General features: G+C 70.1%; 14 protein-coding genes and 1 pseudogene. 8 read left to right on the forward strand and 7 right to left on the reverse strand.

Going from position 1 to position 12,563, the window contains the following annotated elements:
- Nucleotides 1–66: 66 nt before the first annotated feature.
- Nucleotides 67–753 carry a CAP domain-containing protein gene (locus ACUZ2Y_RS13260; protein WP_476330561.1) on the forward strand — a complete coding sequence of 229 codons (687 nt, stop codon included), beginning with the start codon at nucleotides 67–69 and terminating at the stop codon, nucleotides 751–753.
- On the opposite strand, the gene ACUZ2Y_RS13265 is transcribed toward ACUZ2Y_RS13260, so the two are convergent.
- The 4 genes and pseudogenes from ACUZ2Y_RS13265 to ACUZ2Y_RS13280 all read right to left on the reverse strand — a co-directional run bounded on the left by ACUZ2Y_RS13265 (nucleotide 744) and on the right by ACUZ2Y_RS13280 (nucleotide 3,189).
- Nucleotides 744–1,940, reverse strand: a complete 1,197-nt coding sequence (locus tag ACUZ2Y_RS13265) for an ankyrin repeat domain-containing protein (protein WP_476330564.1) — start codon at nucleotides 1,938–1,940, stop codon at nucleotides 744–746. The two genes, ACUZ2Y_RS13260 and ACUZ2Y_RS13265, sit on opposite strands and share 10 nt — an antisense overlap.
- Complete coding sequence (locus tag ACUZ2Y_RS13270; protein WP_476330566.1) at nucleotides 1,940–2,263, reverse strand: STAS domain-containing protein; 324 nt, start codon at nucleotides 2,261–2,263, stop codon at nucleotides 1,940–1,942. The genes ACUZ2Y_RS13265 and ACUZ2Y_RS13270 overlap by 1 nt, the downstream gene beginning before the upstream one ends.
- 65 nt (nucleotides 2,264–2,328) lie before the next feature.
- A pseudogene (locus ACUZ2Y_RS13275) lies at nucleotides 2,329–2,622 on the reverse strand (ATP-binding cassette domain-containing protein); the annotation flags it as partial.
- 78 nt (nucleotides 2,623–2,700) lie between these two features.
- Nucleotides 2,701–3,189, reverse strand: a complete 489-nt coding sequence (locus ACUZ2Y_RS13280; RefSeq protein WP_476330568.1) for a helix-turn-helix domain-containing protein — start codon at nucleotides 3,187–3,189, stop codon at nucleotides 2,701–2,703.
- 571 nt (nucleotides 3,190–3,760) lie between these two features.
- On the opposite strand from ACUZ2Y_RS13280, the gene ACUZ2Y_RS13285 reads away from it, so the two are divergent.
- Nucleotides 3,761–4,852: a S1 family peptidase gene (locus ACUZ2Y_RS13285; protein ID WP_476330571.1), complete on the forward strand. Its 1,092-nt coding sequence runs from the start codon at nucleotides 3,761–3,763 to the stop codon at nucleotides 4,850–4,852.
- Nucleotides 4,853–5,108: 256 nt separating this feature from the next.
- On the opposite strand, the gene ACUZ2Y_RS13290 is transcribed toward ACUZ2Y_RS13285, so the two are convergent.
- A complete protein-coding gene (locus tag ACUZ2Y_RS13290; RefSeq protein ID WP_476330574.1) occupies nucleotides 5,109–6,335 on the reverse strand; it encodes a DUF6923 family protein in 1,227 nt (408 codons plus the stop codon).
- Nucleotides 6,332–7,096 (reverse strand): bestrophin-like domain, encoded by a 765-nt coding sequence (locus ACUZ2Y_RS13295; RefSeq protein ID WP_476331770.1) that lies wholly within the window; start codon nucleotides 7,094–7,096, stop codon nucleotides 6,332–6,334. Before ACUZ2Y_RS13295 ends, ACUZ2Y_RS13290 begins: the two co-directional genes overlap by 4 nt.
- Before the next feature lie 144 nt (nucleotides 7,097–7,240).
- On the opposite strand from ACUZ2Y_RS13295, the gene ACUZ2Y_RS13300 reads away from it, so the two are divergent.
- Nucleotides 7,241–8,290 (forward strand): hypothetical protein, encoded by a 1,050-nt coding sequence (locus tag ACUZ2Y_RS13300; RefSeq protein WP_476330577.1) that lies wholly within the window; start codon nucleotides 7,241–7,243, stop codon nucleotides 8,288–8,290.
- 149 nt (nucleotides 8,291–8,439) lie between these two features.
- On the forward strand, nucleotides 8,440–8,934 hold the full coding sequence (locus tag ACUZ2Y_RS13305; protein WP_476330579.1) for a winged helix-turn-helix domain-containing protein: 495 nt from the start codon (nucleotides 8,440–8,442) through the stop codon (nucleotides 8,932–8,934).
- On the opposite strand, the gene ACUZ2Y_RS13310 is transcribed toward ACUZ2Y_RS13305, so the two are convergent.
- Nucleotides 8,910–9,851, reverse strand: coding sequence for a helix-turn-helix domain-containing protein (locus ACUZ2Y_RS13310; protein WP_476330582.1), 942 nt, complete (start codon nucleotides 9,849–9,851; stop codon nucleotides 8,910–8,912). The two genes, ACUZ2Y_RS13305 and ACUZ2Y_RS13310, sit on opposite strands and share 25 nt — an antisense overlap.
- A gap of 71 nt (nucleotides 9,852–9,922) precedes the next feature.
- Between ACUZ2Y_RS13310 and ACUZ2Y_RS13315 the strand changes: the two genes are divergently transcribed.
- The 4 genes from ACUZ2Y_RS13315 to ACUZ2Y_RS13330 all read left to right on the forward strand — a co-directional run bounded on the left by ACUZ2Y_RS13315 (nucleotide 9,923) and on the right by ACUZ2Y_RS13330 (nucleotide 12,558).
- On the forward strand, nucleotides 9,923–10,345 hold the full coding sequence (locus ACUZ2Y_RS13315) for a rhodanese-like domain-containing protein (RefSeq protein WP_476330585.1): 423 nt from the start codon (nucleotides 9,923–9,925) through the stop codon (nucleotides 10,343–10,345).
- A 74-nt stretch (nucleotides 10,346–10,419) separates the two neighbouring features.
- Nucleotides 10,420–10,971: a hypothetical protein gene (locus tag ACUZ2Y_RS13320; protein ID WP_476330588.1), complete on the forward strand. Its 552-nt coding sequence runs from the start codon at nucleotides 10,420–10,422 to the stop codon at nucleotides 10,969–10,971.
- 509 nt (nucleotides 10,972–11,480) lie between these two features.
- Nucleotides 11,481–11,945, forward strand: a complete 465-nt coding sequence (locus ACUZ2Y_RS13325; RefSeq protein ID WP_476330591.1) for a hypothetical protein — start codon at nucleotides 11,481–11,483, stop codon at nucleotides 11,943–11,945.
- 97 nt (nucleotides 11,946–12,042) lie between these two features.
- Nucleotides 12,043–12,558 (forward strand): methylated-DNA--[protein]-cysteine S-methyltransferase, encoded by a 516-nt coding sequence (locus tag ACUZ2Y_RS13330; protein ID WP_476330594.1) that lies wholly within the window; start codon nucleotides 12,043–12,045, stop codon nucleotides 12,556–12,558.
- Nucleotides 12,559–12,563 lie beyond the last annotated feature (5 nt).

Consider the following 12,563-nt stretch of genomic DNA (forward strand, 5'->3'; position numbering starts at 1 on the left):
CCTCACGCGAACCGACCGTCCAATGGGCATAGCCATCCGCCGAGTTTTCATGAAGGATCCCCACCCGTGTCCCACCGCAAGAGCCGTCTCGTCCTCATCGCGTTAGGCGCTGTCCTCGCGTCCGCCACGTTGACCTTCGCCTTGCCCGCAATACAAGACCCGACGCACGTCGCGGGCACGGCCACCAACGCTCCCGACCCGTCGGAGGCGCTGAAGTCGTATCCGACGTCGGCGACCACCACGTCCGCGGCACCGCCCACCACAACAACCAGTGTGGTCACCACCACTGTCGAGCCGACGACGACAACAACCACCACCACCACCGTCGCCCCGACGACCACCACCGTTCCCACGACCACCACCTCGCAGATCCCGAAGACGGAGACCGACGTGGTGGCGCTGGTCAACCGGCAGCGGGCGGCCGCGGGCTGCTCGCCGGTGCGGTGGAACGACAAGCTCGGCGTCTCGGCGCGCAAGCACAGCGCCGACATGGCCGCGCGCGACTACTTCGACCACACCTCGCTCGACGGCCGCTCGCCGTTCGACCGGATGAAGGCCGAGGGCTACGCGCGGGCGGGCGGCGAGAACATCGCGGCTGGTCAGGCGACCGCGGAGGCCGTGATGAAGTCGTGGATGGACAGCCCCGGACACAAGGCGAACATCCTCAACTGCGAGTTCAAGGACCTCGGCGTCGGCATGGCCAAGGGCGGCAGCTACCGCATCTACTGGACGCAGAACTTCGGCTACGGCTGATCGGACCGCAGGAACTCCGCCACCTGGCCCTGTTTGTTGTGCTCCGCCCAGCCCAGCGGGGTAGCGCCGAATGCTGTGTCCACTATGGACCGATCGGCCCCCAGGTCGAGCAGCAGTCGGACCAAGTCCAGGTTTCCGGCGAAAGCGGCCTGGTGCAGCGCGGTCTCGCACTCCGCGGCGTTGACGTCGAATCCGGCGCCGACCAGAATCCTTGCCGCGTCGCCCTTTCCGAGCTCGGCGGCCCGCACGACGGCGTACGGGTCGCGTGCGATGGCTTGGGCGACAACCGAAGGCGGCGCGTGGACGGGAACACCGGCCATCGCGTCGGCGACGACCTGGTCGACCTCGTCGAGCGGAGTGGGCACCGCCCCGGCGGCCTCCAGCAGCGTGGCGATCTCACGGTTGCCCGACCGGACCGCAACGTTGTGCGCACCGCGCCCCTGGTGCAGCGGGTGGCCGCGAAATGGCGACTCCGGCGCCACGCCGTGCGCGAGCAGCAGTTCGACCCGGGCGCGCTGGTCATGGGCGGCGGCCCAGAGCAGCACGTCGTGCAGCATCTCGGTCGGACTCGGCTGCCGGGGCACACGGGTGCGCCACGGGCCGCCGTCGCCGGTGCCCAGGCCGAACTCGAAGAGCAGCCGCAGGTGTCCGTCGTCGGCGCCGAACATGCGGTTGTAGAGCGTCTGGCCGTCGTTGGGGTCGGCTCCCCGTTCGAGCAGCAGCCGGGCGAGCGGGAGCTCGGCGCGGTGGCGCGGCTGGTTGACCGCGTCCTCGCCCTCACCGAAGACACCGGTCAGCGCGGTGAACGGCGGGCAGTCGCCCTCCCACAGGTAGCCCGCGTTGGGGTCGGCGCCCGCGTCGAGCAGCAGCCGGGCCGCCGCCACTGGATCACCGCCGGATAGCCGGGAATACGTCAGGTACAGCAGGGGCTCCCAGTCGAACGGCCCGCCCTGGCGGCTCGCGAGACCGGGGTCGGCGGCCAGCGCTGCGGCCGCGCCCTCGGCGTCGGAGAGGACGGACATGGTGAAGATGCTCGCCTTGGCGATCCCCGGGTGCGCCGCCAGGAGAGCCTGGGCGCGGGCGAGCCGGTCGGGCGTGTCGCCGCTGTAGACCAGGCAGGCGTGGGCGAGGAACTCGTCGACCGGACCCGCGAACTCGGTGACCTTGTGCGGGGACCGCTCGTACATCAGGCCCCCGTGACCCGCAGGCGGGTGTTCATGCCCTCGACGTCGAGCACCCGCGCCACCGCGGGCGAGGGGTCGACCAGCCGCAGCCAGCCGCCGCCCGCCTCGATCTTGCACTGGGCGGTTAGCAGCGCGTTGAGACCGGCGCAGCCGAAGAACTCGGCGTCGGACAGGTCGACGATCAGTCCGGGGGCGGCGCTGCGCTGCTCCGCGACCGCCCCGAGCAGGAAACGCTCCAGCACACCCGCGGCGACCAGATCGACCTCGCCGCCGATGGCGACCATCATGACCCCGGCCGCCGGCGGCGCCTCCAACCGAAGGTCCACGCGTCACTCCCACCGTCGCCAGCCATTTCCGAATGGGCAGGGTACCGGTTGGGCCGGTCACCTGCTCAGCCGAAACGGCCGTGCACGTAGTCCGCGGTGCGCTCGTCGGACGGCGAGCCGAAGATCGTCTCCGTCGGTCCGGTCTCGACGATGACCCCCGGGGTCCCCTGCTCGGCAAGGAAGAACGCGCACTGCTGCGAGACCCGGGCGGCCTGCTGCATGTTGTGCGTGACGATCACGATGGTGATCTCGTGCGACAGCTCCGCGATGGTCTGCTCGATCCGCCGGGTCGACGTCGGGTCCAGCGCCGAACACGGCTCGTCCATCAGCAGCACCTTGGGCCGAACCGCGAGCGACCGCCGCCCTTGCCGAGAATGTGGGTCTGGATGGTGAAGACGGTAAGCGGAACAAATCGGCACCGAATAGCCGGGCGGAAATTAACTGGCTGAGCCCACACGTGGAGACTCGACCTGTTCGGCGTCTTGACGGAGCATCCTGATCAGCTCCACCGTCGGGAGCCCGCACAGGGCGGCCAGCGACTCCAACGCGGCGAGTTCCAGTTCGCGGGCCTGGGCGGCGTGCCGGGCCACCTCGGCGTGGGCCCAGCCGCGGGCGGGCGCCAGTTCGGGGCGGTGGTCCTCCGCGAGCCGCTCGAGGTCGATACGGAGCGTGGCCGGGAACTCCGAGTGCACGACTTGGTCGTGGACACGTTCGAGCAGCTCGTGCGGCGACGCGTCGAGCGCGCCGCAGAGTTCGATGAACCGGACGACCGTGCACGAGCGCGTGCCGGTCTCATAGGAGGCGAGCGCCTGGGCGGAAAGCTCGCTCGGCAGTTGCTTGACCAACTGCGCGCGCGTCCATTTGCGCCGCAGCCGTAGTCGCTGCAGCTCACGCCCGAGGGCGCGTTGGTATGCGGCCCCGTCCATCACACGCCCAATCCCGCGTCCCCAACACCATCATTGACCAGTACTTACGCCGTTGTGGTGCAACGCTACGCACTTTTGCGCGCGCGGTACCCGTACTGCGCGTACTGCTATCCGATCGAGTGAGAGACGTTCACTTCGGGCAACCCACAGTAGGTCTTGAAAACCGGGCCGATTACCGGCCGGTAGCCCTGGACCGACGGGATTCGCGGGCACATACTCGCGAGGCACGGGAACTCGTGGTCCGCATCGAGGACCTGCTTGACGCAAGGCGGGGCGGACACGTCGAGAGTGCGCGCCCCGGAGGCCGTCGTGCCGGACGCCTCCGGGGCGCTTCGATGTCCAGGGGACTACCAGTGCGATGTGGACACTGAGCCAGACGAGGTTTGTCACCCCTTAAGGGGTCACCTGGCTGCGCGATATCGCCACATCTTGTTACCAAATCACGCACGGGCCGTGTCACGCAGAGCGCACGGATAGTCGATACCGGTCACCGATGGGCTGGCGTAGCGTCGCTCGTCAGGTGTACACCGTCGCAGTCCCGGCCCAATCCCCCTGCCTATGGAGGCCGTTCGTGAGTCGACGTACCTTGAGTTCCGCCCTGCCCTTGATCTGCGCCGCCGTCACCGCGGCGGCGCTGGCCACCCCCGCGTCAGCCGCCCCCGCGCCCACGCTGGACGCGTCGGCGAGTCCGTCCACACTGGCCGCCACCGAGCGGTCGCTGCGCGACCGGCTAGGCGGCGCCTACGCCCATTCATGGCTGGACACCGCGACGGGCAAGTTCGTCGTCGGCGTCACCGACGCCACCCGCGCGAGCGAGATCCGCGCGTCCGGCGCCCAGGCCAAGGTGGTCGCGCACAGCGCGGCCACACTCGACACCGTGCAGTCCACATTGGACCAGCGGGCCCGGTCGGCGCCCGACTCGGTCACCGGCTGGTACGTCGACGCGCCCACCAACCAGGTCGTCGTGTCCGTGCTGGGCAACGACGCCGCCGGCGTGGCGTGGGCCCGGTCGGCCAACCACGGCGCCGTCCGGATCGACCACGCCACCGAGGCGCCACGTCCGCTGTGGAGCATCATCGGCGGCCAGGCGATCTACCTCGGCGGCGGCCGCTGCTCGGTCGGCTTCAACGCCCGCAACTCCTCGGGCACCCGCTACGTGATCACGGCAGGCCACTGCACGCAGGGCGCGAGCTCGGTGTCCGGAACCGGCGGCTCGATCGGCTCGGTCGCCGGGTCATCGTTCCCCACCAACGACTACGGGCTCGTCCGGGTCACCAGCAGCACAGCGCTGTCCACGGCCCTGGTCGACCGCTACTCCAGCGGGAGTGACGTGACCGTGGCGGGCTCCACCGTCACCACCATCGGCGGCACGGTGTGCCGCTCGGGCTCCACGACGGGATGGCGCTGCGGCAGCGTCCAGGCCTACAACCAGACGGTCAACTACGGCGGCGGCGACATCGTCTACGGGCTGACCAGGACCAGCGCGTGCGCCGAACCTGGCGACTCGGGCGGCTCGTTCGTCAGTGCTCCGGTGTCTGGGCGGGTTCAGGCTCAGGGCATGACGTCGGGTGGGTCTGGTAACTGCAGCAGTGGGGGGACGACGTTCTTCCAGCCGGTTCGGGAGGCTTTGTCGGCTTACGGGCTCACGCTTTACACGGGGTGATGCTCTGGCCGCGCCCGGTCGTTGCGACCGGGCGCGGCTCGGGGTTTCCACCGGTTCGTTTGCTGGCCACCCGCCCCGCGAGTCGCCCCTTCCGGCAAGCGAGTCGCCCCTTCCGGCAAGCGAGTTCAACATTCAGGCAGCCGGTTCGGCGCACATTTGCTGGTGGGGATCGGTCCCACCAAGGCATCGCGGTTCGGGCCCCGCCATCAGCCCCTTGCGATCAGCCGCGAGGACCGATCTCAACAGCGCGTCAGGATCAGCGGTGGCGGACTCTGCTTGCTGCGGCGCCTGCTCCCAGGACCAACACCAGAACAGCCACACCCCAGCGGCGTTTCTTCTCTGTCTTGTCGGCTCGGGTGTCCATTGCCACGGGGGGCGGCGGCTCGCTTGCCCGGAATCTCGGTCGTTTCGTCGCCTGAGGTGGCTGTGGTGGTGGTGTTGGGGCGGCTGCCTGTGGGGGCGGCGGCGGGATCGGGGTTGTCGGCGGGGCCGTGGGCGACGGGGCAGGCGGGATGGGTGGCACCGCGACGGGTGGTACGGGTGGGCGGGTGTTCGTCTGGGTGGGGCCCGCACCAGGTGCGGGTGGGCGCGTGTTCGTCGCCGAGGGTCCGCGTACCGGTGGCGGCGGGGGCACGGGCAGGTCAGCCACGCAGCCGGTGGCGTCAGCGGCGTCGACGGCGGGCCACACGGCGATCGGGCGCACCGACGCGTGCGGGGCGTGGAGGTCTACGCGGTAGAGGCGGCTGCGGTCGGCTATGCGGTTCGCCGCCGCGTACAGGGCGCCGTCGGGGCCGATGAGGGCGGCGCCGTAAGGGCGGCCGGCTGGGAGCTTATGGCCGAGTGCGTAGGCGACTCTGCCGGTCACGGGGTCGATCTTGACCACTTTGCCGTAGTACGCGACGTGGGAGGAGACGCCGTAGAGCATTCCGTCGCGCGTGTCGAAGTCGTCGACTGTGCGGGCCAGTTCGTACGGGCGCAGTTCGGTGGTTCGCGCCACGCCGAGGTAGTTGGGGCTGTTCGGGTCGAGCTCGATCGCGTACAGGTAGTGGCCGGCGCGCACGAGGAGGTCGCCCCGGTGGATGGTGCCCGCCGTGGCGCCGGTGAGTCGGTCTTCGGGCAGACCCGGGCCGCGCACCGCTCCCAGGTCGCGCACCGCTCCCCGCGCGTCGATCGTGATCACGTGGGCGCCGTCGGCGAACGGGCCGGTCAGGCTCCGGCTCGCCAAGCCGTAGGACAGCGGGCTGCCGGGTGCGTGGCCCAGCGCGTCGATGCGGTAGCCGAGGACGCCGACGTGGTCGAGGGCGCCGTCGGCCAGGCGGACCTTGGTCAGCACGGACAGGCCGAGACCACCGATGCTGTGCACCCGCAGGAAGACGCAACCCGCCTGCGCGGGCGCCGCGGCGACCGGTCCGGTCGCCGCCATGGCGCCTGCCGCACCGACCGTGCAGGCCACGACGACGCAGGCGAGCAGGCGTCGGCTCATTGCAAGCGCGCCAGAACCGACTCGAACGCGTCCGGGCCGACCTGCGCGCCGCCGGCGTACGGGTTCTGCAGCTGGTGGGTCGCGAACAGCAGCAGCGACAGCGTGCCCGCGAGGACCGCCACGATCAGGATGTGGGTCTTCGGGCGCGGCCCGCCGAACAGCAGGGGCAGGGCCACCGACATGACGCTGCCCGCGAGGAGCGCGAACCACACCACGTCGCTGACGCCCTCGCTGCCCGCGGCGTCGAGGCGCTCCTGCCTGGCCTCGTAGACCGTCCACAGCTTGTCCACCGCCTCGGTCTTCTGGTCGTTCTGCCACTCGTCGGCGGCGGTGGCCTGGCTGATCGCGGAGCGCATCTGTTCGAGGTCGCGCCAGCCCTGTTCGCCCGCGTCGCCGCTGCCCTCGCGCATCAGCGGCCACTCCTTGTCGAGGACCGTGCTCGCGTAGGACACCGACAGGTCGCGCACCTCCGACCGGGTCGGCTCCGACAGCGCCTCCGCCGCCCAACTCGCCGCGACCAGGCTGTCGGCCTCCCGGTAGGCGCCTTCCTCGGCGTGGCTGACCGCGTCGAACAGGGAGATCAGGACGAATGCGAGCAGGACCGCGTGCAGCCCGCCGACGATGGTGAACACCTGGCCCGCGGCCTCGTTGTTCTCGACAGTGCCGTGCGTCTCGCCGAAGCGGCGGACCACGTAGGCCACCGCGCCCGCGACGACCGCCGCGCCCAACACCCACAAGAGGCCGGCGACGTAGATGTGCATGCCCATCCTTCCCAGAGGAAATGCTTAAACACCAAGGAAATCGTGTCCGGCCGGAAAGTGCACGTCGCGTCCGGATGATCTTTGTACTCGATCGGATGACGCCCACGACGCCGGCTGCGCACTCCGCGCTCCTACACTCCACCCGTGGAATACCAGCTCACCGCCAGCCTGTCCCCCGCGCCCGGGACCGCCGACCTCGACCCGCTGCAGCGCCACGGCGTCGCCGCCCTGCTCGACGAGCAGCTTGACCTGCTGGCCGGGATCGAGGGTCCCGACGGCATCGAGGTCGAGCCGCTCGACCACGGGATCGCGGTCCACCCGACCGGCGCGGTCATCACTTGGCTGGTCGACTCGCCCGCCCTGGCCTTCGCCGAGGAGGCCGCCCGGCACGTGCTCACCGAGATGATCGCGCAGACCGAACTGTTCGACGGGTGGACCGTCGGCCGCTGCGAGGTCATCGCCACCGACGACGACCTCGAGGCCGCGCTCGGCGCCAAGATCACCGAGCCGGAAGAGGACGAGGACGACGAGGAGGAACTGACCGAGGAGGAGATCACCGCCCTGCGCGATGAGCTGCTCGTCTCGGCGGCGACGCTGCGCGCGTTCGGCCCGGCGGCGTTCGGCCACGACCCCGACGACCCCGAGTGCGTGATCTCCGAGGAGGCGGCCCGGCTGGTCGCGGGCGCGCTGGTGCAGGGCATGGAGATCCTCACCGACGAGCTGTTCGCCGACATCCAGGAGCTGGAGGACGCCGAGGGCGCCGCGGGCGAGGTCGAGGCGCTCAGCGTGATCAACCAGCTCCCGCTGCGCTACGCCGACCACTACGGCGCGCTGTTCGCCAAGCAGTTCCTGGTGACGACGTCGATCCTGGGCTACCGGCTCTCGCAGCCCGACTGGGTCGCGCCGCTGTGCACGGCCGAGGCGCTGGCGCTGCACGTGCTCAAGGGCGAGGCCGCGGTCCAGCTCGACCTCGCGGGCCTGCTCGACGAGCTGCCGATCAAGGAGATCCTCACCGCGTTCGACGAGCACGCCTTCGCCGACCTCGACCACGAGCGGCTCTTCGACCTCGCGACCGAGGGTGAGGACGACATCGACCTGCTCGGCACCCCCGGCCTCGACTTCGACGAGTGGTTCCTGCCGCGCAACGCGGGACCGCTGCACCCGTACCTGGCGATCGAGCACTTCCCGGAGTAGCAGAGTCCCAGAGGCCGGGACGCCGTTGACCGCGCGTCCCGGCCCTGGTCGACTCAGAGTGTGCGAACCATGACCGTGTCGCGGCGATGTCGGCCCTGATCGACGCCGTCCCCAGTCGCTCCGCACCCTCTGCACCCTTTGGACCCACCATGGCCACGCCTCTGTTCAGCGCGCCCGAAACCACCCGACTCGCCCTGACCGTCCACCTGACCGCCGACCCGGACCGGCTTCCGGACCTGTTCGGCGCACTGAGCGCCCTGGGCACGGTGGAGTCGATCGACCCGCTGCCCGGGTGGTCGTCCCCCTGCCGCGATCAGCCCCGCTGTGCTTGCTGGTGGGTTCCCGCAAGGTGCTCTGGCGCGGCCGTGAGGTCGCGCTCACCCGGGCTGGAGTTCGACCTGCTGCACTACCTCGTGTCCCGGCCTGCTCGGGTGCATCGGCGGCGGGCGCTGATGGCGGAGGTGTGGCACACGACGTATGTCAGTGAGCGGACGGTGCACGTGCATGTGCGAAGACTGCGCGGCAAGATCGACGCCGGTCAGGAACTGATTCGGACGGTTCGAGAGGTTGGCTACCAGTTCGCGGACCCGATGCTCGCCGTTGTCGAGACTGTGGGTATTCAGCCGTGGAACGCCCGCCGATAGCCCGATGGCGAGGTATGCAAAGCGCGCGCGAAATGGTGGCGGAAAGTCACCGGGCTGTCGAACCCCACCGCCGCGGCGATTTCGGCGACCGACTGATCCGACGCCTCCAATAACGGCAGGCTCGCCTGCACCCGTTGGGCGATCAGCCACCGAATCGGACTGGTCCCACTGCTGTCCTTGAACCGCCGCAAATACGACCGCGGCGACATGTGCGCCCGCCGGGCAAGCGAACCGACGGTAATCGGCGAAGTCAGATTCGCCATCGCCCAAGCCATCGTCGCGGTCACCGCATCGTCCTGAGGAGCGGAAACCGGCGATTCGATGAACTGCGCCTGCCCACCCTCCCGATGCGGCGGCACGACAAGCCTCCGCGCGACGGCGTTGGCGACGGCCGCGCCGTGGTCGGTGCGGATGAGGTGCACGCAGAGATCCAGGCCCGCGGCACTTCCCGCACTGGTCAGGACATCTCCCTCGTCGACATAGAGCACATCCGGGTCGACCGTGACCGACGGAAAACGCTCGGCCAGCCGGGTCGCGTAGCGCCAGTGCGTTGTGGCGCGGCGGCCGTCGAGCAGGCCTGCCTCGGCGAGGGCGAACGCACCCGAACAGATCGACACCAGTCGGGCGCCGCGTGCGTGGGCTGACCGCAGGGCCGCCAACAGCTCGGGTGAGCAAGATCCGCGCACGTCGGACACGCCGGGGATGATCACGGTGTCCGCCGCCGCGAGCGTGTCGAGGTCGCCGTCGGCGTGCAGGCGGGCCCCGCCGATCACCGGGACCTCGTCGCTTTCCGCGCACAGGGTGAGGCGGTACCAGTCCACGTCGAGTTCCGGGCGGGGCAGGCCGAACACCTCGGTGACGATGCCGAGTTCGAACATCGACATGCCGGGGTAGGCCAGCACGCTCACTGTGCGCATGGCGAGATCTTAGCGAACAACGGCATTCACGCCACTCCCGCCGCCGGGCCGCTCGGCCCGAGGATTGCCCCATGAACAACGCGGCCATCGCCCACTTCAGCACCCGCCTCGCCTTCGAGACCGACGTCAGCGACGTGCACACCGCCCTGCCGACCGGCGAGATCGTCCTGATCGACTCGCGGTCCACCGAGTCGTGGGACCAAGGGCACGTACCCGGCGCCCTGCACCTCCCGACCGCCCGCATCGCCGCCGAGGCGCGGGATCTGGTGCCGCTGACGGCGGCCGTCGTCACCTACTGCTGGGGGCCGGGCTGCAACGGCGCGACGCGGGCGGCGCTGGAGTTCGCGAAGCTCGGCTACCAGGTCAAGGAGATGCTCGGCGGGTTCGAGTACTGGGCGCGCGAGGGGTTCGGGGTCGAAAGCGCGACCGGCCACACACGGGGCGTGGTCGACCCGCTGACCGCCCCGGCGCATTCGATCACCTGCGGGTGCTGACAGCGTTTCGGCAGGCCGGAGCGGGGTAGCCCAAAGAGATCCGTTTTGTTCCTTTCGCTCCGGAAGGAGACGACATGTCAACCGGCACGATCATCGGCATCGTCATCGCCGTCGTCGTGATCCTCGTGGTGGTCGCGGTCCTGGTCATGATGCGCAGGCGCCGCGCTCACCTGCGCGAACAGTTCGGCCCGGAGTACGACCGCACCGTGCGCGAACAACCGCGCCGCGAGGCCGAGCGCGAGTTGGCGCAGCGGGAGAAGCGGCACGAGAAGCTCGACATCAAGGAACTCTCGCCGACCCTGCGGGACCGCTACTCCCAGCACTGGGCGCTCGTGCAAGAACAGTTCGTCGACCGGCCGAGTCCGTCGGTCGACGAGGCCGACCGGCTCGTGACCGCGCTGATGGCTGAGCGCGGCTACCCCACGGAGGACTACGACCAGCAGGTCGCCGACCTGTCCGTCGGCCACGCCCAGGCCTTGGAGCACTACCGCGAGGCGCACGAGATCAAGGAGCGCAACGCCCGCACCCAGGTCTCCACCGAGGAACTGCGTACCGCCATGGTCCATTACCGAGCGCTGTTCGACGACCTCCTTGGGCCTGCCGAACACCGCACCAACCAGCGATAGCCACGGAGGTATCCGTGCGACACGAGACCGAACACCAAGATCCCCGACAACAACGCGGCCAGACCCCGAGGGACGTCGACTTGCCCGAGTCGGATAAGGATCAGCGGCCCAGAGAGGACAGCCGCGCCACCGAGGTCCCCACGAGAAGGGCACCCACGCACGACGAGACCCCGGACGCCCGCCAGGAACCCCGGCCACAACCCGGCCCGCAACCTTCGACGCCGCCGCGTGATGAGGCTTCGAGGCAGTCGCAGGCGGGCAGGACGGACCAGCCGGAGAGCCAGGCCATGCGGCCCATGGGCCCCGGGCAGTCAGGCGGGCCGATGGGACCCGACCGGGCAGGGCCGATGGGTCCCGAGGAACCCGGCGGACCCAGTGGTTCGGCGGAGCGAGGCATGCCCACGGCTGCCGGGACACAAGACGCGCCAATGGGTTCCGGGCAACCAGGCGGCACGATGAGTCCCGGAGAGCCAGGCAGGCCCATGGGTCCCGGCGGGCAAGGCAGGCCGATGGGTGCTGGAGAGCCCGACGGCACGGGCATGACGCAGCCGCACGCCGGTCTGGTCCCGCCCGGCGAGGCCGACGCCACCGTCCCGCCTGGCGAGTCGTCCGTCACCCGGCAGCCGGGCCGACCCGACGCGTCCGACCAGGCGGACGATCTTGGCCCACGCTCCACGGACCGGATGGCGCCGGAAGTCGACCAGTCCGATCGCGGCGGGCAGGGCAAGCTGTTCCAGCCCGACGAGGCCTCGCGGCTGCGCGGTGAGTGGCAGCGGGTGCAGGCGACGTTCGTCGACAACCCCCAGGAAGCGGTGCGGGGAGCGGACGCGCTGGTCACCGAGGTGATCCGGAGCTTGCAGAACTCGATGTCCGAACGCCACAAGGCACTTCGCCGGTCGACCCAGGACACGGAGGAACTACGCCAAACCCTCCACCAATACCGAGCCCTGCTAGACCAACTCCTGAACGCGTGACAGCCCTGCGAGTCGCCCTTCCAGCCTCTGGCGGAAGGGCGACTCGCGGTTTTGTCAGACGAATGGGGCAGACTGGCAGTGCTGGGAAGGAGGGGCCATGTACGCGCTGTTCGACACGGCCATTGGTCGCTGTGGTGTGGCATGGGGAGCGAACGGGATCACGGCCGTCCAGCTTCCGGAGAAGGACGACGCCGCGACCATTCGGCGTCTTGGCGGTGGTGAGGAAACCCCGCCGCCTCCGCCCGTGCGTCAGGCGATCGAGCGGATGACCGCGCTGTTGGCGGGTGAGGCCGATGAGCTCGCCGACATCGAACTCGACCCGACCGGTGTTCCCGAGTTCCACCAACAGGTCTACCGCATCGCCCGGGCCATCCCGCCCGGCAGCACGCTCACCTACGGCGAGGTCGCCCGCGAGCTGGGCATGCCCGGTTCCGCCCAGGCCGTCGGCCAGGCGTTGGGCCGCAACCCGTACCCGATCATCGTTCCGTGCCACCGGGTGCTCGGCGCGGGCGGCAGGATCGGCGGGTTCTCCGCGGGCGGCGGCTCCGCCACCAAGCTCCGCATGCTCACCATCGAGGGCGCGGCCCCCAACGGGCAGCCGTCACTGTTCTGACGAAG

The sequence above is a fragment of the Actinokineospora sp. UV203 genome (genome assembly GCF_056323665.1).

Bases quoted from the DNA above. Each gene is read 5' to 3' on its own strand.
- ACUZ2Y_RS13295 (WP_476331770.1), bottom strand. From the start codon at position 7,096: ATGCACATCTACGTCGCCGGCCTCTTGTGGGTGTTGGGCGCGGCGGTC.
- ACUZ2Y_RS13290 (WP_476330574.1), bottom strand. From the start codon at position 6,335: ATGAGCCGACGCCTGCTCGCCTGCGTCGTCGTGGCCTGCACGGTCGGT.
- ACUZ2Y_RS13280 (WP_476330568.1), bottom strand. From the start codon at position 3,189: ATGGACGGGGCCGCATACCAACGCGCCCTCGGGCGTGAGCTGCAGCGA.
- ACUZ2Y_RS13305 (WP_476330579.1), top strand. From the start codon at position 8,440: ATGGCCACGCCTCTGTTCAGCGCGCCCGAAACCACCCGACTCGCCCTG.
- ACUZ2Y_RS13320 (WP_476330588.1), top strand. From the start codon at position 10,420: ATGTCAACCGGCACGATCATCGGCATCGTCATCGCCGTCGTCGTGATC.
- ACUZ2Y_RS13310 (WP_476330582.1), bottom strand. From the start codon at position 9,851: ATGCGCACAGTGAGCGTGCTGGCCTACCCCGGCATGTCGATGTTCGAA.
- ACUZ2Y_RS13315 (WP_476330585.1), top strand. From the start codon at position 9,923: ATGAACAACGCGGCCATCGCCCACTTCAGCACCCGCCTCGCCTTCGAG.
- ACUZ2Y_RS13265 (WP_476330564.1), bottom strand. From the start codon at position 1,940: ATGTACGAGCGGTCCCCGCACAAGGTCACCGAGTTCGCGGGTCCGGTC.
- ACUZ2Y_RS13325 (WP_476330591.1), top strand. From the start codon at position 11,481: ATGGGTGCTGGAGAGCCCGACGGCACGGGCATGACGCAGCCGCACGCC.
- ACUZ2Y_RS13330 (WP_476330594.1), top strand. From the start codon at position 12,043: ATGTACGCGCTGTTCGACACGGCCATTGGTCGCTGTGGTGTGGCATGG.